This window comes from Methylobacillus flagellatus KT (assembly GCF_000013705.1).
GTDB classification, from domain to species: domain Bacteria; phylum Pseudomonadota; class Gammaproteobacteria; order Burkholderiales; family Methylophilaceae; genus Methylobacillus; species Methylobacillus flagellatus.
In genome coordinates this window covers 837757-857914 of record NC_007947.1, presented here as the reverse complement: position 1 = coordinate 857914, position 20158 = coordinate 837757, and the positions used below count along the sequence as shown (strand labels likewise).

General features: G+C 53.8%; 17 protein-coding genes. 12 read left to right on the top strand and 5 right to left on the bottom strand.

Annotated features, from left to right (window positions below):
- Nucleotides 1–30: 30 nt before the first annotated feature.
- The 9 genes from cysE to fdx all read left to right on the top strand — a co-directional run bounded on the left by cysE (nt 31) and on the right by fdx (nt 7422).
- A complete protein-coding gene (gene cysE, locus MFLA_RS04145; protein ID WP_011479176.1) occupies nt 31–783 on the top strand; it encodes a serine O-acetyltransferase in 753 nt (250 codons plus the stop codon).
- 99 nt (nt 784–882) lie between these two features.
- Nucleotides 883–1353: a Fe-S cluster assembly transcriptional regulator IscR gene (gene iscR / locus MFLA_RS04140; protein WP_011479175.1), complete on the top strand. Its 471-nt coding sequence runs from the start codon at nt 883–885 to the stop codon at nt 1351–1353.
- 10 nt (nt 1354–1363) lie between these two features.
- On the top strand, nt 1364–2512 hold the full coding sequence (locus MFLA_RS04135) for a cysteine desulfurase family protein (protein WP_011479174.1): 1149 nt from the start codon (nt 1364–1366) through the stop codon (nt 2510–2512).
- 11 nt (nt 2513–2523) lie between these two features.
- Nucleotides 2524–3741 (top strand): IscS subfamily cysteine desulfurase, encoded by a 1218-nt coding sequence (locus MFLA_RS04130; protein WP_011479173.1) that lies wholly within the window; start codon nt 2524–2526, stop codon nt 3739–3741.
- Nucleotides 3742–3870: 129 nt separating this feature from the next.
- Complete coding sequence (gene iscU / locus MFLA_RS04125; RefSeq protein ID WP_011479172.1) at nt 3871–4272, top strand: Fe-S cluster assembly scaffold IscU; 402 nt, start codon at nt 3871–3873, stop codon at nt 4270–4272.
- Nucleotides 4273–4284: 12 nt separating this feature from the next.
- The gene (iscA, locus tag MFLA_RS04120; protein ID WP_011479171.1) at nt 4285–4608 is read left to right on the top strand and encodes an iron-sulfur cluster assembly protein IscA; all 324 of its coding nucleotides are present in this window, start codon (nt 4285–4287) and stop codon (nt 4606–4608) included.
- A gap of 59 nt (nt 4609–4667) precedes the next feature.
- Nucleotides 4668–5201 carry a Fe-S protein assembly co-chaperone HscB gene (gene hscB, locus MFLA_RS04115; RefSeq protein ID WP_011479170.1) on the top strand — a complete coding sequence of 178 codons (534 nt, stop codon included), beginning with the start codon at nt 4668–4670 and terminating at the stop codon, nt 5199–5201.
- A gap of 9 nt (nt 5202–5210) precedes the next feature.
- Nucleotides 5211–7079, top strand: coding sequence for a Fe-S protein assembly chaperone HscA (hscA, locus tag MFLA_RS04110; RefSeq protein WP_011479169.1), 1869 nt, complete (start codon nt 5211–5213; stop codon nt 7077–7079).
- 1 nt (nt 7080) lies between these two features.
- Nucleotides 7081–7422 (top strand): ISC system 2Fe-2S type ferredoxin, encoded by a 342-nt coding sequence (fdx, locus tag MFLA_RS04105; RefSeq protein WP_011479168.1) that lies wholly within the window; start codon nt 7081–7083, stop codon nt 7420–7422.
- Here the strand turns inward: fdx and MFLA_RS04100 are convergent.
- On the bottom strand, nt 7419–10826 hold the full coding sequence (locus MFLA_RS04100; protein ID WP_195742077.1) for a bifunctional diguanylate cyclase/phosphodiesterase: 3408 nt from the start codon (nt 10824–10826) through the stop codon (nt 7419–7421). The genes fdx and MFLA_RS04100 overlap by 4 nt on opposite strands.
- Before the next feature lie 104 nt (nt 10827–10930).
- Nucleotides 10931–12352 (bottom strand): porin, encoded by a 1422-nt coding sequence (locus MFLA_RS04095; protein ID WP_011479166.1) that lies wholly within the window; start codon nt 12350–12352, stop codon nt 10931–10933.
- Nucleotides 12353–12819: 467 nt separating this feature from the next.
- On the opposite strand from MFLA_RS04095, the gene MFLA_RS04090 reads away from it, so the two are divergent.
- Both MFLA_RS04090 and MFLA_RS04085 read left to right on the top strand, forming a co-directional pair.
- Nucleotides 12820–13485, top strand: coding sequence for a carbonic anhydrase (locus MFLA_RS04090; protein WP_011479165.1), 666 nt, complete (start codon nt 12820–12822; stop codon nt 13483–13485).
- A gap of 40 nt (nt 13486–13525) precedes the next feature.
- The gene (locus MFLA_RS04085; RefSeq protein WP_011479164.1) at nt 13526–15085 is read left to right on the top strand and encodes a SulP family inorganic anion transporter; all 1560 of its coding nucleotides are present in this window, start codon (nt 13526–13528) and stop codon (nt 15083–15085) included.
- Nucleotides 15086–15150: 65 nt separating this feature from the next.
- On the opposite strand, the gene MFLA_RS04080 is transcribed toward MFLA_RS04085, so the two are convergent.
- The 3 genes from MFLA_RS04080 to prfB form a co-directional block, all read right to left on the bottom strand.
- Complete coding sequence (locus MFLA_RS04080; protein ID WP_011479163.1) at nt 15151–15708, bottom strand: bactofilin family protein; 558 nt, start codon at nt 15706–15708, stop codon at nt 15151–15153.
- 379 nt (nt 15709–16087) lie between these two features.
- Nucleotides 16088–17617 carry a lysine--tRNA ligase gene (gene lysS, locus MFLA_RS04075; protein WP_011479162.1) on the bottom strand — a complete coding sequence of 510 codons (1530 nt, stop codon included), beginning with the start codon at nt 17615–17617 and terminating at the stop codon, nt 16088–16090.
- A 2-nt stretch (nt 17618–17619) separates the two neighbouring features.
- Nucleotides 17620–18724, bottom strand: a protein-coding gene (prfB, locus tag MFLA_RS04070) for a peptide chain release factor 2 (protein ID WP_195742076.1) whose coding sequence is annotated in 2 segments (ribosomal slippage) — nt 17620–18642 and nt 18644–18724 — 1104 coding nt in all. Because the reading frame shifts where the segments join, the coding sequence is not laid out codon by codon here.
- A gap of 397 nt (nt 18725–19121) precedes the next feature.
- On the opposite strand from prfB, the gene MFLA_RS04065 reads away from it, so the two are divergent.
- Nucleotides 19122–20144: a PstS family phosphate ABC transporter substrate-binding protein gene (locus MFLA_RS04065; protein WP_011479160.1), complete on the top strand. Its 1023-nt coding sequence runs from the start codon at nt 19122–19124 to the stop codon at nt 20142–20144.
- Nucleotides 20145–20158 lie beyond the last annotated feature (14 nt).

The following is a 20158-nucleotide window of genomic DNA, read 5'->3' as shown; positions in this document are numbered from 1 at the left end:
CGACTTCTCATTTCAGAGTAAAATAGTCGGATGTTCAGCAAAATAAAAGAAGATATCGGCGTTGTGTTTGAGCGAGATCCCGCAGCGCGTACACGTTGGGAAATCCTCACCACCTACCCTGGCGTCCATGCTTTGCTCATTCACCGTTTCTCGCACCGGCTTTGGCGGATGCGCCTTTACTGGTTGGCACGGCTCAGCTCTTATATCGCACGCTGGTTTACGGGGATCGAAATCCACCCAGGCGCCGTCATTGGGCGCCGTGTGTTTATCGACCACGGCATGGGCGTGGTCATCGGTGAAACGGCCGTGATAGGAGATGACTGCACTCTATATCACGGCGTCACCCTGGGCGGTACATCCTGGAACAAGGGCAAGCGCCATCCAACATTGCTAAATGGCGTCGTGATTGGCGCTGGCGCCAAAGTGCTGGGCCCAATCACCATCGGCGCAAAGGCCAAGATCGGATCCAATGCCGTCGTCGTCAAGGATGTGCCGGACAATGCCACCGCAGTGGGTATTCCTGCAAGAATCGTCGACCAGGAACAACCGCGCCCGCAGGACAATATGGCAGAGAAAATCGGCTTTGCCGCCTATGCTGTCAGCGAAAAGATGAATGACCCATTGAACAAGGCCATTCAAACCCTCATCGATCATATTGCCAATCAGGACAATCAACTGCAAGAGGTCAGGCAACAGCTGGCAAAACTCGGCGCTGATATCGAAACCGATGTCGAAATCGGACATGCTTTCGATGTGAACTCCATCAACAAAATAGTTGACTAAAGTATTCAGGTATTCTAGAATTTCACTCTAGAAATACGCCATTAAATTGCTGCACCACCCAGCAATGGCGCATGATCCGAACAACTTTAGGAACGAAACATGCGATTAACTACAAAAGGCCGTTTTGCAGTCACTGCGATGCTGGACCTGGCGCTGAACGAAGAGGAAAAGCCGGTCACCCTGGCCGGTATCAGCGAGCGGCAAGGCATCTCACTTTCCTATCTGGAGCAACTTTTCAGCCGTCTACGTCGCAACGGCTTGGTCAAGAGCGTACGAGGTCCTGGCGGAGGCTACCGCCTTACCAAGAACCATCACGAGATTTCCGTCTCTGACATCATTACTGCCGTGGATGAATTGATTGACGCGACTCAGTGCGGCGGCAAAGAAAATTGCCATGAAGGCAAGCCATGCATGACCCATGACCTCTGGTCCAGCCTTAACGCCAAGATTCTGGAATACCTTTCAGGTGTGGCACTCTCAGACCTTGTGGCTTCGCAACGCGAAGGTAAGGAAATCCGATTCACCGTCCGCCGGGAAACCTCGCGTCCAGCCGTCCAGGTCGCAGCTTAAGGATTGCGGAATGCCTCGCGCTGCCTACTTCGACAACAATGGCACCACTGCCCTCCACCCCAAGGTGTTGCAGGCAATGCTGCCTTACTTGTCCGAACAGCAAGGCAATGCCACCAGCCGCCATATGTATGGCCGTTCTGCCCGCAATGCCATTGACCAGGCACGCGAACAGGTCGCGGACGCCGTGGGCGCGCATCCCTCGCAAGTGATTTTCACCAGTAGCGGCACCGAAGCTGACAATCTTGCCATCACGGGAGTAGCAAACGCACTGGGCAACGGCAGGATTGCTGTCAGCTGCCTGGAGCACCCTGCAGTATCCCGGCCAGCAGAAGCCCTGAGGTGGCATGGCTGGATACTTGACCGTATTGCCAGTAACCGGCATGGACAGGTTGAAAAAAACGCACTGGAAGCCATATTACAAAATAAGACCGATATGGTCTCGGTCATGCTGGCGAATAACGAGACTGGCGTCATCCAAGATGTTGCTGGCCTGGGCGAGCTTGCACGCAAGCACAAGGCCTATATGCACACTGATGCAGTACAGGCATTAGGCAAGATGGATGTGGATTTCGCCAGCCTGAATGTCCATGCCATGAGCTTGTCCTCGCACAAGATCAATGGTCCTCAGGGCGCTGGCGCATTGATTCTGGACAAACGGATCGATATTCAGCCTCTCCTTTACGGCGGCGGTCAAGAAAGAGGCTTGAGAAGCGGTAGCGAAAATATCGCCGCGATCGTGGGCTTCGGAGCAGCCTGCAGCCTGGCTGTCGCGGAAGCGCGGCAAGGCCGCACCGAGCTGGCTCGCCTGCGCGAGCATCTTGAGCAGGGTCTCCGCAGGCTGGATGCGGTTATTTTTGGTGCTGAAGCCGAGCGTCTGCCCAACACCAGCTTTTTTGCTTTCGCCGGTATTGAAGGTGAGACCCTGGTGATGGCGTTGGACAAGCAAGGGTTCGCCGTTACCAGCGGCTCAGCCTGCTCGAGCGACAATACAGAGCCCAGCCATGTCCTGTTGGCCATGGGTATCCAGCCGGATACTGCCCGGGGTGCAATTCGCGTCAGTTTGGGCGCTAATAACGACATAGATGAGATCAATGCCTTCCTGCAAGCGCTGGAAAGCGAACTCACAAGATTGAGAAAGTTAACTGCAGTCGCAGTTTAGGAAACCGAAAAATGACAGTACGTACGCCAATTTACCTGGATTATTCAGCCACTACCCCGATTGATCCGCGGGTAGCGGAGAAAATGATCCCTTACCTGACGGAACACTTCGGCAACCCTGCCTCGCGCAGCCATGCTTTCGGCTGGACAGCAGAAAAGGCTGTGGAAAATGCGCGCGAAGAAGTAGCTAGGCTAGTAAATGCAGACCCGCGTGAAATCGTCTGGACTTCGGGCGCTACGGAATCGAACAACTTGGCGATCAAGGGTGCTGCCAACTTCTACAGCCCATCCAAGGGCAAGCATATCGTCACGGTGCAAACCGAGCACAAAGCTGTCATCGACACCGTGCGCGAACTGGAACGTCTGGGGTACGAGGCGACTTACCTAATACCCGAGCCGAACGGTCTGATTGATCTGGATAAATTCAAGGCTGCGTTGCGTCCGGATACCGTGCTGGCATCGGTCATGCTGGTCAATAACGAAATCGGTGTCATTCAGGATATCGAGGCAATCGGCAATATCTGCCGTGAGCAAGGCGTGATTTTCCATGTGGATGCTGCACAGGCCACCGGGAAAGTGCATATCGACCTACAAAAACTGCCTGTGGACCTGATGAGCTTTTCCGCGCACAAGACCTACGGTCCCAAGGGCATCGGTGCCCTCTATGTACGCCGCAAACCACGTGTACGCATCGAGGCACAGATGCACGGCGGCGGTCATGAGCGCGGTATGCGTTCAGGCACACTGGCCACACACCAGATTGTCGGCATGGGTGAGGCGTTCCGCATCGCACGTGAAGAAATGGATAGCGAGAACGTACGCATCCGCCAGTTGCGCGACCGGCTGCTAAAGGGTCTACAAGAGATTGAAGAGGTGTACGTCAATGGCGACCTTGAACACCGTGTTGCCCATAACTTGAACATCAGCTTCAACTTTGTCGAGGGCGAATCACTGATCATGGCGGTCAAAGATATTGCCGTTTCCAGTGGTTCTGCTTGCACTTCGGCAAGCTTGGAACCGTCTTATGTATTGAGGGCGCTGGGACGCTCCGACGAGTTGGCGCATAGCTCAATCCGCTTCTCGATCGGACGTTTTACAACGGAAGAAGAAATTGACTACACCATACAGCTGATGAAAAGCAAGATAGGCAAGTTGCGCGAATTGTCTCCGCTTTGGGAAATGCACCTGGAAGGTGTGGATCTCAATGCCGTGGCTTGGGCAACGCATTAACGCATACAGGAATATCCTGAGCAGCAGCCTAGCCGCTCGAAGAGACAACATTTAGATACATGCACCTGTCAAAGTGTCGGATCACCCGTTTGATAAAGCGGCATATTGACAATATTGAGGAGTAGAAAAATGGCTTATTCGGACAAAGTACTCGACCATTATGAAAACCCACGTAACGTAGGCTCACTGGACAAGAACGATCCCTCTGTCGGTACCGGCATGGTGGGTGCTCCTGCCTGTGGGGACGTGATGAAGCTGCAAATCAAGGTCAATGACCAGGGCATTATTGAAGACGCCAAGTTCAAGACTTACGGTTGCGGCTCTGCCATTGCATCCAGCTCACTGGTGACTGAACTGATTAAGGGCAAGTCCCTTGACCAGGCCATGGAAATCAAGAATTCCGATATTGCCCAGGAACTGGCGCTGCCTCCAGTCAAAATCCACTGCTCGGTACTGGCTGAAGACGCCATCCGTGCAGCGGTGGCCGATCTCAAAGCCAAGCAGGGCGCCAAGGATCAACAGGTGGCATAAAGGAGCTGGTTCATGGCAATTTCCCTGACAGAGACCGCTGCCAAGCGAGTGCAGAAATTTCTTGCCAACCGCGGCAAAGGTGTAGGCCTGCGTCTGGGCGTCAAAACGACCGGGTGCTCCGGCATGGCTTACACCCTGGAATTCGTTGACGAGATCCAGGTGGAAGATCTGGTATTCGAAAGTCACGGCGTCAAAGTGATTGTCGATCCGAAAAGCCTGGTTTACATCGACGGCACGGAACTGGATTTTGCCAAGGAAGGCTTGAATGAAGGCTTCAAGTTCAACAACCCGAATGTCAAAGATGAATGCGGCTGCGGTGAAAGTTTCACGGTGTAGTTGTTTCCCCTTGCCGATGGCCCCGTAGCCCGCTTCATCCCACCCAATCTCCGCCCTCTATGTCCACAATACAGCAGAATTACTTTGAGCTGTTTGGCTTGCCCGTCCAGTTTGCCCTGGATACGGCCTTGCTTGACCAGCGTTATCGTACATTGCAGGCAGAAGTGCATCCCGACCGTTTCGTGGCAGCCTCGGCCAACGAGCGCATGCAGTCCATGCAATGGGCAACCCAGGCCAACGAAGCTTACCGCATCCTCAAGCACCCAACCTCACGCGCTCGTTACCTGCTGCAGCTGCATGGAGTGGATACGGAAGAGGAAAGCAATACGGTGATGCCTGCCGATTTCCTCATGCTGCAAATGGAATGGCGGGAAGCGGTCGAGGAAGCTTTTGACAACGGTGACGTCACTACTCTGGAAAGTTTGCTCAAGGAGATGCGCGAACAGGCCAGAACTTTGGAGCAATCACTAGAAGACACACTGGATCGGCAGCGCGCATGGCAGGCATCGACAGAAATTGTGCGGAAACTGAGTTTCATCGACAAAATCTCCAACGATGTGGAGCATAAGATAAGCAAACTGGAAGACGAATAGCGGCAAATTATGGCTTTATTACAGATATCAGAACCCGGCCAGAGCACGGCGCCTCACCAGCATCGTCTGGCAGTGGGTATAGACCTGGGCACCACGAATTCCCTCGTGGCGACGGTGCGCAGCGGCTTGAGTACCGTGTTGCTTGATGAAGCGGGCAAGGCATTGCTTCCTTCGGTCGTGCATTACGCGGCCAACGGACAAGTCGAAGTAGGCTATGCAGCCCAGAGACAGCAAAGCCATGATCCACAAAATACCATCGCATCAGCCAAGCGTTTCCTTGGTCGCGGATTGAACGATATTGGTGACACCTCACATCTACCCTACCAGTTTGTTGACGTACCAGGCATGGTGCAGATTGAGACCCGTGCTGGCATCAAGAGCCCTGTTGAAATCTCTGCTGAAATCCTCAAATCGCTCAAAGCGCGTGCCGAGCAGGCGCTAGGTGGAGAGCTGACAGGTGCCGTCATCACAGTGCCAGCCTATTTCGACGATGCCCAGCGCCAAGCGACCAAAGATGCAGCACGCATCGCCGGCATCAACGTGCTGCGCCTGCTGAACGAGCCAACAGCCGCCGCCATCGCCTACGGCCTGGACAATGCTTCCGAAGGCATTTACGTTGTCTACGACCTAGGCGGGGGTACTTTTGACGTCTCCATCCTGCGCCTGACCAAGGGGGTGTTCGAGGTACTGTCGACCAATGGTGATTCTGCGCTCGGCGGAGATGACTTCGACCGCCGCATTTTCCACTGGATTCTGGAGCAGACCCACCTGCAAGCCCCTAACCCAGCAGATACACGCCTGCTGATGACCGCATCCAAGGAAGCGAAGGAATGGCTCACGGAGCATACAAGCGCCAACATCGCAGTAACCCTCAGTAACGGAAAAACAGTCGATCTGTCGCTGAGCCGGACGGAGTTCCACTCCCTCACGCAACCACTACTCAACCGCACGTTGGTACCAATACGGAAGGCATTACGCGACGCCTCGCTGACGGTGAAAGAGGTCAAGGGCATTGTGCTGGTCGGCGGGGCAACCCGCATGCCTCAAGTACAACAGGCCGTTGCCGATTTCTTCGGCCAAGCGCCCTTGACCAATCTGGATCCGGACCAAGTCGTCGCCCTTGGCGCTGCTATCCAGGCCAATATTCTTGCTGGTAACCGTCACGACGATGAGCTGCTGCTCCTGGATGTCATCCCGCTCTCTCTCGGGCTGGAAACCATGGGAGGATTGGTGGAAAAAATCATTCCGCGGAACTCCACCTTGCCAATTGCACGCGCCCAAGACTTTACAACCTTCAAGGATGGACAGACTGCCATGAGCATTCATGTGTTGCAGGGAGAACGCGAAATGGTGGCAGACTGCCGCTCACTAGGTCGTTTTGAATTGCGCGGCATTCCCCCAATGGCTGCGGGCGCTGCCCGCATTCGTGTCACGTTCCAGGTTGATGCAGACGGCCTACTTTCCGTATCGGCACAGGAACAGACCAGCGGCGCTCATGCCAATATCGTGGTCAAACCCTCCTATGGCTTGAGCGAGGAGCAAATTACCAACATGCTGCAGGCCTCCTTTACCGCTGCAGAAGCAGACAAACATGCCCGCGCATTGCAGGAAGCCAGGGTCGATGCCGCCAGGCTGCTGGAAGCGCTTGAAGCCGCATTGCGGCAGGACGGCGACAAACTGCTGAATGACGAGGAAAGAACCGAGATTACCAGGCAGATGGAACACCTGCGCAACATCGCCCAACACGAAGACAGCGATGCAATCAACAAGGCCGTCGACGCGCTCAATCATGCGACGGAGACCTTTGCGGCGCGCCGTATGGATGCTTCCGTAAAGCAGGCGCTTGCAGGGCAATCACTGAACACTCTGGATATCTAGCATGGCAAAAATCACGGTTCTCCCTCATCCAGAATATTGTCCCGAGGGCAAGACATTCGAAGCGCAGCCTGACAGATCGATCTGCCACAACCTGCACAAGCAGGGTGTAGACATCGACAGCGCATGTGGCGGCGTCTGTGCATGCACCACCTGTCACGTCTATATCCAGAAAGGCTATGACTCGCTATCCGAGCCTGAAGAAATAGAGGAGGATATGTTGGATCAGGCGTGGGGATTGCGGCCTAATTCCCGTCTTTCATGCCAAGCCATTGTCGGGGTTGAGGATATCGTCGTGGAAATACCAATCTACTCTCTCAACCTGGCCAAGGAACCCCCTCACTAGCCGGTTTCTGCCGCCAGCTGAGATTCCCTCAGCTGAAGCCCAGCCGCATAGGTCCGCCCTGCGCGTCGGGCTGTATCAAAACGCAGCAAGCCGACAAAGTCCTCCACGACAAGCGGTCGACTGAAGATATACCCCTGCAGCTGGTCGCAGCCTTGCCCTCGCAGGAACTCAAGCTGAGCCTGGGTTTCTACACCCTCGGCCACTACATTGATCTTGAGACTGTGCGCCATGGCGATAATTGCCTGCGTGATGGCCATATCGTCGCTATCCTGCGGAATGTCTCGCACAAAGGATCGGTCAATCTTCAAGGAGTCTATCGGGAAATGCTTGAGGTAACCGAGTGAGGAATATCCGGTACCGAAATCATCAATTAATACGTAACTGCCCAGATTACGGAAATGCTGCAGCATCTGGCTGGCACGCTCTGCATTCTGCATAATCATGCTCTCCGTGATCTCCAGTTCCAGGCAATTCGGCGTCAGGCCACTTTCTTCCAATGCATTGCTGATCGCCTGGTATAAGCTGTCTTCGCGGAACTGCCGGGCAGATATGTTCACCCCCACTCTGATTGGTCGGCCTGCGACTTCCTGCCAATGACAGGCGTCGCGACATGCTTGCTGCAGAACCCATTCGCCAATCTCGATAATCATACCTGTTTCCTCAGCCACCGGAATGAAATCCTGAGGCGACACCATGCCAAGCTCGGCACTGTGCCACCGGATCAAGGCCTCTGCGCCAATGATGTTCTGCTCAGCCAGATCCAGCTTGGCCTGGTAAAGCAAACTGAATTCATTCCGCTCCAGCGCGCGCCGCAAGCTATTTTCCAGTGTCAGCCGGCTGACACTGTTGGCATTGCCATCCGCCGAATAAAAATGGAAGGTATTCTTGCCATCATCCTTGGCACGATACATGGCCATATCCGCATTCTTGAGCAAAGAAGAGATATCTACACCGTCATCGGGATAGACGCTAATGCCGATGCTCGCACTAATATACAACTCCTGTTGCATGAGAATGAAAGGCTGTGCTAACGCATGCATGATCTTGCGCGCCACGTTCACCAGGTATTGCTGCTCAATGAAATCCTCGACCAGCACCACGAACTCGTCCCCGCCCTGGCGGGCGATGGTATCCGTTTGCCGCAAACATTCCCCCAGCCTGCCAGCCACTTCCTGCAGCAGCACATCACCGGCCTGGTGACCCAAGGTATCGTTGATGATCTTGAATCGGTCAAGGTCGATGAATAACACACCAACGCATTGTTGATAGCGTTGTGCCCGCAATACGGCCAACTCCATGCGCTCTTGCAACAGCGTACGATTGGGCAGGCCAGTCAGACCGTCATGAGTGGCGAGAAACTGCAGTCTCTCCTCGGCCTGCTTGCGCTGGCTGATATCGGTCAAGACCACGACATAATTCTGCAAGCTACCATGATTATCATGCACGGTACTGATGGACACCCATGCCGGATAGTATTCACCACTCCTCTTTTGGGCGAGTAGCTCACCCATCCATTTTCCATGCTGCTGCACCAGATTCCCTATCAGTTGCCCGCCACCCGCAGGCTCATCCAGCAACGCCAAATACGTACCGACACAGTCCTCCCGTCCATAGCCCGTCATATCGAGATAGGCTTGGTTGACTTCGAGAATGTTGCGGTCACGATCTGCTATCAAAATCGCTTCGCTCGTATTGTCAAACACCTGTTTGGAGAGGTTCAGGCTTTCCTCTGCCGCCTTGCGATCCGTAATATCCAGCATCACACCAAACAACTCCTGCGGCTTGCCGAATCTGTCCGGGATGACGCGCACAATGTCCTGAAGCCAAACCGTACGACCATCCGCGGCCCGCATCCTGTATTCGAGCACATGATCCTTGAGCTGCCGAGTTTCCCGAGCGCAGAAATCCACGACCCATGGGCGGTCATCCGGATGCAGCTTATCCACCCAGAAACTGGTATTGCTAGTCCACTCTCGGACTGGATACCCAAGCAGACTTTCAGCCTCCTGGCTGACAAAAGTAAATGCCGCCTCGGGCGTCGCCCGCCATACTACGGCTTTCACGGACTCCACCAGCTTGCGGTACTCCGCACGGCTTTGCAGCAAGGCCTCTTCTGCTTGCTTGCGGCTGCTGATATCGATGATCAGCACCACGATACGCTCACTGCCGTCACGGTAATTGGCTGCAGCCACCTCAATCGGGATAGGTTTGCCTAGCTTGCTGATGGCAAGCGCTTCGTACCGGCTTGGCGTATATTCCCCCCGGATGCGCTGCTTGTAATGCTGCGCTACCCGCTCGCGGTCGCTAGGATGGATCAGGCTGAGAAAGCTTGAGCCCATGGAAATATCCCTGGCATCATATCCGCCTATTTTCCGCACCGCCTCATTGGCATAGATGATCTTGCCGTCCTCAATCACCATCACCCCTTCGCCAGCATCGGACTGGGCGTTGCTCAGCGCGTTATAAAGCCCCAGTTGCTGTCGTAGCCGCTCATCCGCCTGCAAGCGCCCTACATGGAGTCCCGATAGCCCTACTCCTATGGATACCGTCACCAGGGCAAACATCCAATAATTGAACAGCGCGGCATTGCTGATTTCCATGCTGAAGAAACCATGATATCCGCCACCGCCCCACAAAGCCGTCATCACGATCAGTAAAGAAGCTGCTGCGGCCCCTCGCTGATGAAAACTCAATACTGCCCAGATGACCAATGGAAAGACCAGGAATGCCTTGGCTTCCAGCTCACCAGCCTGGGACAAGAGATCGTTGAACGCCAGGAAGCACAAACCCAGCAACATGCTGGCCAGGGAGACGGCTTCGAGCAGCTTGGCCCGGGTCCAGCGGATGGGTTCGTAATGGAAGCAGGCCAGGATAGCAGGCGTTAGCAGAATGATGCCGAGGGCGTCGCCCATCCACCATTGCAACCAAGTCACGTGCAGATCCGAATCAGGCACGACACCGAACAACCTCAGCCCCAGCGCGCCTGAAGTGGCACTGAGCAATGGGCTGATGACGGCTCCTACCAGCACCATCCCCATGAGATCACGCAACCGCGTCATTTCGGGTTCGAACCGGATGAACCGCTTAAGAAGGTAATATCCCAAGGCTGCGCTGGCAACATTGCCACAACCAATCAAGAAAGATGCGGGAAATACCAATCCAGCGGTATATTGCGTCGCCACCGCGCCAAGCAACAGGCCTGGCAGCATTCGCGCACCTGCCAGTATCAATACCGCCAACGCAAAACCCGCAGGGGGCCAGATGAAAGTGGAAAAGGTGGTGGGCGTCCCGAGTTGAATCGCGCTATGGCCAAGCAGGAAATACCCGAGGGCCATCGCCGACGAAATCAGCAAATATCGCAGTGGCCTGGCTTTCTGCCCAGGCTGATGACTTGATATATACATAATTTATGCATTGTAGTAGCAAATTCCTACAACGGCGGCTTAAAAAGCCTGCCATAAATAAAAAGCCCGCACATGGCGGGCTGAGACTTCTGCATAGACCAGCTTTAGAAATTGTATTGCAGCTGGAAACGCAATATATCGGTGTTGTACTTAGAATACGGCGCGGTCGCCAGATTGTTGCGATCCAGCTTGGAATAGTAAGCCGTAAACTCGATCTCCGGTACTGGCTGCCACTCGAAGCCAGCCTCCCAGTCATTGACATGGTTCTGCGGCGCGTTGGACTCAAATTTCTGCGCACCATCATAATATTGCCACTTCACGAACGGCAACATCACGCCATAACCGAAGAAATCCGTGATACGGTACATGGCCTGGATGTAGCCACCATTGAGGGACGTTTCTTCAATCATCGTGCCAGCATCATTCAATGACGGCCCCTTACCCCAGTTCCACTCCGCCTGCAGGCCGAATGGCTGCGGATACAACACAGCATGCACACCTACGCGCTGGTCCTTGAATCCGTCTGTCTTGGAATCAGCCACCACCGTGCCGCTTCTACTCGGCTTGAAGGTACCATAAATCCCCTGGATACCTGCCTCGAAAATCTGCCCGTTCTCGAACTTGACAGGGTAAGTAAAGCGCGAAACCAGGTGCAGGTTGTCGTTGTTCTCGGCTCGGTTGGCACCGGTGCCATTGTATGCGCCGAAAGCAAACACACCATAGTTGCCTGAGCCCTTCAAGCCACTGTCCACCAGGTACTTGAACATTTCCTGCTTGTCCTCTGGCGTATAATAATAAAACACACCTAGGTCACGCTCATCCTTACAGCAACTGTTCAAGGCGTCGTTCCGGTCCAGCGCGATACGGTTCTGGCTGGACTGCAGGTTCTCGAAGCTGTATGGAATCTTGGACTGACCAACCCGCAGGCGATGCACCCTGTCCTTGGTCAGGTAAATATCTCCATAAGCATCGCGCAATTGGGCAATATTCCCTGTTCCGTCGCCAGTCCGGCTCGCGAAATCCGGCTGGATATAATAGGACAGCCGCTCGCCAATATCCCCAAAAAAAATCAGCCGCATACGGCGGATAAGGAAATTGTTGTTGTCACCTATCGAACGGTCCGCCTGGTGACTAATATCCTTGTCGCCACCAATGATAGGATTGCTGCGTATCTGCATATAGCCACGCACCTTCATGGTCTCGGCCCAGTTTTTCTTGGCTGGCTTGGGCGCAGGCGCCATGGCAATCTTGTCGAGTTTTTCCTCCAGCTCCCTTTGCCTTAGCTCGAGCTCCTGTCTCATTTCGACCAGATCGATACTAGCGGTATTCTCCTGCTTGGTGTCAGCCGGATTGTCGACTGACCTAAAGGTTCCTATTTTTACCCGGTTAGGCCCGGGCTCGGAGAAAATCTGTTTGGTATTGGAATCCACATACAGCTCCAGCACCTGCGCATCAGCCATTGCCATGGCAGATGCCAGCATGAGCGCTGTCGCCAAGGTTTTGCGGGCCATCTTCCCAGTTGTCATCGCAATCACTTTTACTATCTACACTTATTATTGATTCAAGGATATGTATCAGGACTGATACCGCGTATGGCAGCGAGGCTGCCAATCATTGAGGGAGCCTAAACTTCGTCAACGATGTGGCGTGAAGTATGTGGATGAAATATGACTGAATAATGTCCAAAAAATGACATATTTATGACACAAGCGTAAATTCCGGCATCAGAAAAGGACTATGAAACCTGGCTCCTTTCCATTACTTTCATTAAACCGTCATGATTTAACTGCATGATGCGATGAATTTTTGCCAAATACTTTCAGAAACTTACATTTCTTTACATTAAGACATTTATAGAAATATCAATATTTATCTATAATAATCATATTTATACGGAACGAATTATCCATCCGCATGTCTGTTTCAAAACGTGTTTATGTGCAGAACACCCTTTAACACCCTATATTCTTAACTTAGCAGGGAAAGTAAAAACATGTATAAACATCCACTACAAGACCGCGATAGAATGTCGCCACAAGAAGCCTTGGCCATCCTGCTGGAAGGCAATGAACGCTTCACTCAGAATATTTCAGCCCATCGTGACTTGTTGAATGTAGTGAACATTATCAAGGACAAGCAGCATCCTTTTGCCGCCATCCTCAGTTGCAGCGACTCACGCACATCCACCGAACTCATCTTCGATCAAAGTCTCGGCGATCTCTTCAGTGTCAGGCTGGCAGGCAACATCGCCTCGCGCAAAGCGATTGGCAGCTTGGAGTATTCGTGCAAATACCTTGGCAGCAAGCTCATCGTGGTGCTTGGCCATACCAATTGCGGCGCAGTGAGTGCAGCCTGCGACGGTTTCTCGGGTGGCCATATTGGGGAAATCACTAAAATGATTTTCCCTGCGGTAGAAGCTGAAAAGGAGACAAAAGAGAACCGCTCCTCGTCCAACAAGGCTTTTGTGAGCCATGTATGCAAACTCAACGTCAAGACCCAGATCGACAATATCTGGAATTCCAGCGAAATCCTGCGGGATTTATTGAATCAAGGAAAAATCGGCATTGTAGGCGGCATCTATGACCTGGCCACTGCCAAGGTGAGCTTTCCAGAGGCCTACCAGATATTCAGCGCTGACCATCCCTTGGTGCAGAACTAGGCCAACCGGGATCACACCTTTAACTCAGGATTAAATTAGCATGACAACTCAAACCAATACGGTTGAAGTAAAAGCAGGTAGTTTCAGCAGAGATTTCTTTGCTTCCATTGTGGTATTTCTGGTGGCAGTGCCATTGTGTCTTGGCATTGCCATTGCATCCGGCCTGCCGCCAACCGCCGGGATTATTACAGGGATCATCGGTGGATTGGTTGTTGGCTCGATTTCCGGATCGCCGCTGACCGTCAGCGGTCCGGCCGCTGGCCTGGTCGTCATCGTTGCAGACATCGTCGCCGAGTTCGGCCTGGCCATTTACGGTGTGATCGTATTGGCTGCAGGCCTGGTACAGATTCTTGCTGGCGTATTCAAGCTGGGGGTTTGGTTCCGCGCCATTTCGCCTGCAGTCATCCATGGCATGCTGGGCGGTATTGGTATATTGATTATCGGTTCCCAGTTCCACATCATGTTAGACCGTGATCCCCTGTCAAGCGGTATCGCAAACTTGATCGACATTCCCAACGGCCTGTTGGAAACGTTCGAGTCGCATGGCGGCAACATATATGCTGCCATTACCGGCATCATCACCATTGTGGCCATTGTCCTCTGGACCCGCTTTGCTCCCGCAAAACTGAAGCTGATCCCAGGGGCATTGATCGGCGTTGTCTTGGCGGTCATCGTAGCCAACCTGTTCAATTTCGATATCAAATACCTCACCGACCTGTTTGATGGCCCTACTGACCTGCAAAACATCTTGGGCACGATCATCACCCCGACCATGAGCACGATCGAGGCATCCATGACCACTGGCGTATTGCTCGCGGTCGTTTCGTTGGCATTCATCGCCAGCGCGGAGTCTTTGTTGTCTTGTGCGGCGGTTGACCAGATGCACCAGGGAGTCCGCACCAAGTACGACCGCGAGCTCATGGCGCAGGGCGTAGGCAATGCCATTTGCGGTTTCCTGAGTGCCCTACCGATGACAGGGGTAATCGTGCGCTCCAGCGCCAATGTGGAAGCAGGCGCGACCAGTCGTGTATCCACCATCCTGCACGGCTTGTGGCTACTGCTGTTCATCAGTGTTTTCCTGTTCACGCTGGAATACATTCCCGTTGCCACCCTGGCAGGTGTGCTGGTCTACACCGGTTACAAGCTGGCTTATCCCAAGGTAGCCAAGGAATTGCTCTCTTACGGCAAGGCCGAGCTTGCCATCTACATCATCACCATTGTGACGATCGTCAGCTTCAACCTGTTGGCAGGCGTCGTCACCGGCCTGGTATTGTCGATTGCAAAGCTGTTGTACGTGTTCTCCCATGTTTCCATCAAGGCGGAGCATCAACCCGACAGCAAGCAAACCACGCTGCACCTGAAAGGCTCCGCCACGCAACTGGGTATTCCCAAGCTGGTTTCCGTATTGGATCATCTGGAACCGGGACGCGAAATCCATGTGCTGTTTGATGACCTGGAATATATTGACCATGCCTGCATCCAATTGCTGGATGGCTGGCAAAAGCAATACCAGATGACAGGCGGCAAAGTCATCATCGAATGGGACAGCCTGATTGGCAAATACCATGCCAGAGAGACCGCCATTGCCGAAGGCAATTGATCACCTCCTTCGCCCATAATAGATAAAGCCCCGTCAGGGGCTTTTCTATTATGTTCCGCCGAACCTCAGGCAGACTGGATGCGCTTGACTTTATTACTGTTCCCTTCATCCGCGGTCAGCGAGGCAATATCCCCGGAGAGCTCGCCCCCCTCTTCAATCAGGATCTTGCCATAGCGGATTTTCCCGCTTACACGACCCGTGGAATGAATGATCAGCTGACTGCGTGCAGTCAATTCACCTTCGAAGTGGCCATGGACCTCGGCAACATCAATGCCCACCTTGCCCGAAAAAGCGCCATGCTCCGCAATCTGGATCACCCGACTATCCATGGTGGCTTCAACACGCCCCTCCACTACAAGAATGTCGCAATCCTGGATCTCGGCCCCTTTCAGTTTGACGTCAGGCCCGACAATCAACCGGCTACCGGTCTGGGCGTCTGCACGCGCGGCTGACGCTGCTGGGGTTTCTGGCTTGGAGGAGGATGTATGGCTGACTGGAGCAGACTGGTAAGGTACAGACACAGCGTCCGGTTTGCTGTTCAGGGGAGCAGCTGGAGCAGGATTGACACTGGTGCTGTTGTGGGAGGTAGAAGTGCGGCTGAATAGACCTTGCTTGTTTAACATGGATAAAACCTCTCAATGGATGACGGACGGGCCTATTTGATTAATAGGCCAAGACCATCGACAGTCAGCAAGGTATATGCCACACAGCATTAATGATTAACAATCAAACTGTTATGAAAATAAATTCATATTCAACAAGAGATTTCCGCCTAAAATGTCGCTGATGTACGACGTTGCAGGCTCCTAGCGTACCCAATATCCGGCATGATGCCATCAAAGCTGTATGATATGCCGTCACCAAACAACGCTATATCAGTCGTGCGTCCCCGATAGCAGGCAAACGTCGTTGAATACTACAAACAAAGCGTCTGTCGCTGACAGACAACAACCGACCAGCAATACAAGCAATAAAAAGGCCGGGAAGACCGGCCTTGTCGACTTAATGTTCTGGCCGCATATGCGGAAACAGGATCACGTCACGTATACTGGGGCTATCGGTCAGCAGCATTACCAAGCGATCGATGCCGATACCGCACCCCCCTGTCGGCGGCATGCCGTACTCGAGTGCACGAATGAAGTCCCCATCGTAATACATGGCCTCGTCATCGCCAGCCTCCTTGGCGGCCACCTGCGCATGGAAGCGGGCGGCCTGGTCTTCGGCATCGTTCAACTCCGAGAAGCCATTCGCAATTTCACGCCCCGTAATAAATAACTCATACCGCTCAGTGATTGAGGGATCGCTATCGGATGCACGCGCCAGCGGGGATACCTCGACCGGATAATCGATGATATAGGTCGGGTTCCAGAGCTGGCTTTCCGCCGTTTCCTCGAACAAGGCCAGTTGCAAGGCACCCAGGCCCAAGTGGGGTAAGGCCTCCACTCCGAACTTTTTGAGCTCCTGGCGTAGAAATGCCTGGTCGCTCAATTGCTCCAGCGTGTACTGCGGCGCGTATTTCTGGATTGCGCCGATAATGGTCAGTCGTTCAAATGGCTTGCCCAAGTCCAGCTCCCGCCCCTGATATTCGACCACGGCTGACCCGCAGGCCGCAATCGCTGCAGCACGAATGCAACTCTCGGTGAAATCCATCAGCCACTTGTAGTCCGTATAGGCCGCATAAAACTCCATCATGGTGAACTCGGGATTGTGTCTTACGCTCAAGCCTTCGTTGCGGAAATTACGGTTGATCTCGAACACCCGTTCGAAACCGCCAACCACGAGGCGCTTGAGATAAAGCTCGGGCGCAATCCGCATGTACATTTGCAGGTCCAGCGCATTATGGTGGGTGATGAAGGGCTTGGCTGCGGCGCCCCCGGGGATGGGATGCAACATAGGCGTCTCCACTTCCAGAAACTCGTGGCTGAGCATGAACGCACGAATCGCCGCCACGATCTTGCTGCGCGCCACGAAAGTCTTGCGGGTTTCCTCGGAGACAATCAGGTCGACATAGCGCTGGCGATATTTGGTTTCCTGATCTGCCAAACCATGAAACTTTTCCGGCAAGGGGCGTAGGGACTTGGTCAGCAGGCGTAGCTCGCTTACCTTGACCGAAAGCTCCCCCGTCTTGGTCTTGAACAAAGTTCCCCGGGCCGCGATGATATCGCCCAGGTCCCATTTCTTGAAAGCGTCGTAGGTTGCTTCGCCGACATTTTCTCTGGTAATAAATATCTGGATGCGGCCGCTTCTATCCTGCACAGTGGCAAAGCTGGCCTTGCCCATGACGCGCTTGAGCATCATGCGACCAGCGATCGCCACGCCTAGTGCCTGAGACTCCAGCGCCTCGGCTTCAACGGCATCGTAACTATCATGCAGGCTTTGTGCGATATGCTCAGGCCTGAAATCGTTGGGAAAGGCCACGCCCTGTTCGCGAATCGCCTTGAGCTTCTCGCGGCGCTCGGCGATCACATGGTTTTCGTCCGGCTGCACACTGGCTGCTTCATTTACCGTCTTGGCATTTTGCGCGTCACTCACCCTTACACTCCCTGCTTCAAACTTTCAGAAATAAATGGATCCAGGTCGCCATCGAGTACCCCCTGGGTGTTGCCGACCTCAACATTGGTGCGCAAATCCTTGATGCGGGATTGGTCGAGCACATAGGAACGAATCTGGTGCCCCCAACCAATGTCGGTCTTGGCATCTTCCATCGCTTGCTTTTCCTCGTTGCGCTTGCGGAGTTCCAATGCATACAACTGCGCCTTCAGCATATTCATCGCCTCATCCTTGTTGCGATGCTGAGAGCGGTCATTCTGGCACTGCACGACAGTATTGGTCGGCAAGTGAGTAATACGGACAGCGGAATCGGTCTTGTTGATATGCTGACCACCCGCTCCCGAGGCGCGATAAGTGTCAATACGCAAGTCAGCAGGATTGATTTCCACCACGATGGAATCGTCCACCTCGGGGTAGACGAACACGCTCGCGAACGAGGTATGCCGGCGGTTGCCGGAATCGAATGGCGATTTGCGCACCAGGCGATGCACGCCGCTCTCGGTACGCAGGAACCCATAGGCATAGTCACCGGAGATTTTCAGGGACGCACTCTTGATCCCGGCCACGTCTCCTTCCGACTCCTCCAACACTTCGACCTTGAAGCCCTTGTTCTCGCAATAACGCAAATACATGCGCAGCAGCATGGACGCCCAATCCTGCGCTTCGGTACCGCCCGAGCCAGCCTGGATATCCAGGAAGCAATTGTTCTGATCCATCGGATGGGAAAACATGCGGCGGAACTCCATTTCCGCAACGATTTTTTCCAGCGCCTGCGTATCGGCATCAATGCTGCGCAGGGTGTCGTCATCGTTTTCCTCGCGCGCCATCTCAAACAGCTCGCGGCTGTCGCGCACGCCGTTCTCCACTTCCGTCAGCGAATTGACAACGAACTCCAGCTCCCGTCTTTCCTTGCCAAGCTTCTGAGAGCGTTCGTTATCGTTCCAGATGTTGGGGTCTTCTAAAAGCTGAGAAACCTCTTCCAGACGTTGCTGCTTGGTATCGAAGTCAAAGATACCCCCGTAAGGCCTGGTGGCGCTCCGCAAGATCATCCAGGCGGTGGGCGATAAGATTGAGTTGTTCCGCTTCCATACAATATCCGAACTGACTGAATTCAAAGCGCGTAATTATACATTAATGACCCAACAGCCGCTGTCTACAATGCGGAACACGCACCCCCCGCAATAGCGCCACTCAGGATCTGATCGACAACTCCATGCATTTCTTCTGCACCATACGGATGCAATCTGCCAAATCCGCTATCCTGCCACGCCCAGCCACCGGTTTCCTGCCCCATTGGCCTGCATATCGCAGTGTTCGTCCTCGCCGCTCGTCCCCCCAAGTGCCTCCGTCAGGAGATGGCGCGCTAAATGGCCTTTTGCCAATTTGTCACAAATATGAAATATTTACGCTTTATATTTGCCGGGTTGTCATCGGGGCATCATTGACTGAATCCCCAGACAACAATTGACCAATCGACGGAGCCTATATGCAATCCCCATTTGTTCCAAGCCAGTTATTGAAGGCAGCCAGTGTGGCTGCCCTCGTTGCCGCTGTATTCTCCATGCCCCATGCGGACGCGGCCCCAGCAAAAAACGACATCATCCGTATCGACGGCTCCAGTACCGTATATCCAATCACAGAAGCTGTTGCCGAGGAGTTTCAGAAGGCCAAGCGTATCAAGGTGACCGTTGGCATTTCCGGCACTGGCGGCGGCTTCAAGAAATTCTGCCGCGGAGAAACCGATATCTCCGAGGCTTCACGTCCCATCCTCGCCAAGGAAATGGAAGCTTGCAAGGCAGCCGGCATTGAATTCATTGAGTTGCCCGTGGCTTATGATGCCCTGACTGTGGTAGTGAACCCGAAAAATACCTTCGTCAAGCACTTCACTGTCGAAGAGCTGAAGAAGCTGTGGGAACCTGAAGCGCAAGGCAAGATCAAGACCTGGAAACAAGTCAACCCAAGCTGGCCTGATACGCCCGTGAAGCTGTTTGGTGCCGGCTCTGACTCCGGGACGTTCGATTACTTCACCGAGGCCATTGTCGGCAAGGCCAAGTCCAGCCGTGGCGATTTCACGGCTTCCGAAGACGACAATGTGCTAGTGCAAGGTGTTGCGAGCGATATCGCGGCCACGGGTTATTTCGGCTTTGCCTACTACGAGGAAAACAGCAAGCGCGTGAAGGCGGTGCCTATCGTGGCAAAGCCTGGCGCTCCCGCCGTTCTGCCGTCGCGTGAGACCGTGATGAATGGAACCTATCAGCCACTGTCCCGCCCGCTGTTCATCTATATCAGTGCAAATGCTGCAAAGAGCAACCCCAACGTCAAGGCTTTCATCGACTTCTACCTGGCCAATGCCAAGGAGTTGGTCGAAGAAGTGAAATACATTGCTCTGCCTGAACATGAATATGCGGCTGTCATGGAGCATTGGAAAGCAATGAAGGTCGGCACTGGCTTTGGCGGCGAGCCTGAAGTAGGCGTCAAAATCACCGACTTGCTGAAACGCATCAAGTAAGCCCCTATTGACGG

Bases quoted from the DNA above. Each gene is read 5' to 3' on its own strand.
- cysE (WP_011479176.1), top strand. From the start codon at position 31: ATGTTCAGCAAAATAAAAGAAGATATCGGCGTTGTGTTTGAGCGAGAT.
- iscR (WP_011479175.1), top strand. From the start codon at position 883: ATGCGATTAACTACAAAAGGCCGTTTTGCAGTCACTGCGATGCTGGAC.
- MFLA_RS04135 (WP_011479174.1), top strand. From the start codon at position 1,364: ATGCCTCGCGCTGCCTACTTCGACAACAATGGCACCACTGCCCTCCAC.
- MFLA_RS04130 (WP_011479173.1), top strand. From the start codon at position 2,524: ATGACAGTACGTACGCCAATTTACCTGGATTATTCAGCCACTACCCCG.
- iscU (WP_011479172.1), top strand. From the start codon at position 3,871: ATGGCTTATTCGGACAAAGTACTCGACCATTATGAAAACCCACGTAAC.
- iscA (WP_011479171.1), top strand. From the start codon at position 4,285: ATGGCAATTTCCCTGACAGAGACCGCTGCCAAGCGAGTGCAGAAATTT.
- hscB (WP_011479170.1), top strand. From the start codon at position 4,668: ATGTCCACAATACAGCAGAATTACTTTGAGCTGTTTGGCTTGCCCGTC.
- hscA (WP_011479169.1), top strand. From the start codon at position 5,211: ATGGCTTTATTACAGATATCAGAACCCGGCCAGAGCACGGCGCCTCAC.
- fdx (WP_011479168.1), top strand. From the start codon at position 7,081: ATGGCAAAAATCACGGTTCTCCCTCATCCAGAATATTGTCCCGAGGGC.
- MFLA_RS04100 (WP_195742077.1), bottom strand. From the start codon at position 10,826: ATGTATATATCAAGTCATCAGCCTGGGCAGAAAGCCAGGCCACTGCGA.
- MFLA_RS04095 (WP_011479166.1), bottom strand. From the start codon at position 12,352: ATGACAACTGGGAAGATGGCCCGCAAAACCTTGGCGACAGCGCTCATG.
- MFLA_RS04090 (WP_011479165.1), top strand. From the start codon at position 12,820: ATGTATAAACATCCACTACAAGACCGCGATAGAATGTCGCCACAAGAA.
- MFLA_RS04085 (WP_011479164.1), top strand. From the start codon at position 13,526: ATGACAACTCAAACCAATACGGTTGAAGTAAAAGCAGGTAGTTTCAGC.
- MFLA_RS04080 (WP_011479163.1), bottom strand. From the start codon at position 15,708: ATGTTAAACAAGCAAGGTCTATTCAGCCGCACTTCTACCTCCCACAAC.
- MFLA_RS04065 (WP_011479160.1), top strand. From the start codon at position 19,122: ATGCAATCCCCATTTGTTCCAAGCCAGTTATTGAAGGCAGCCAGTGTG.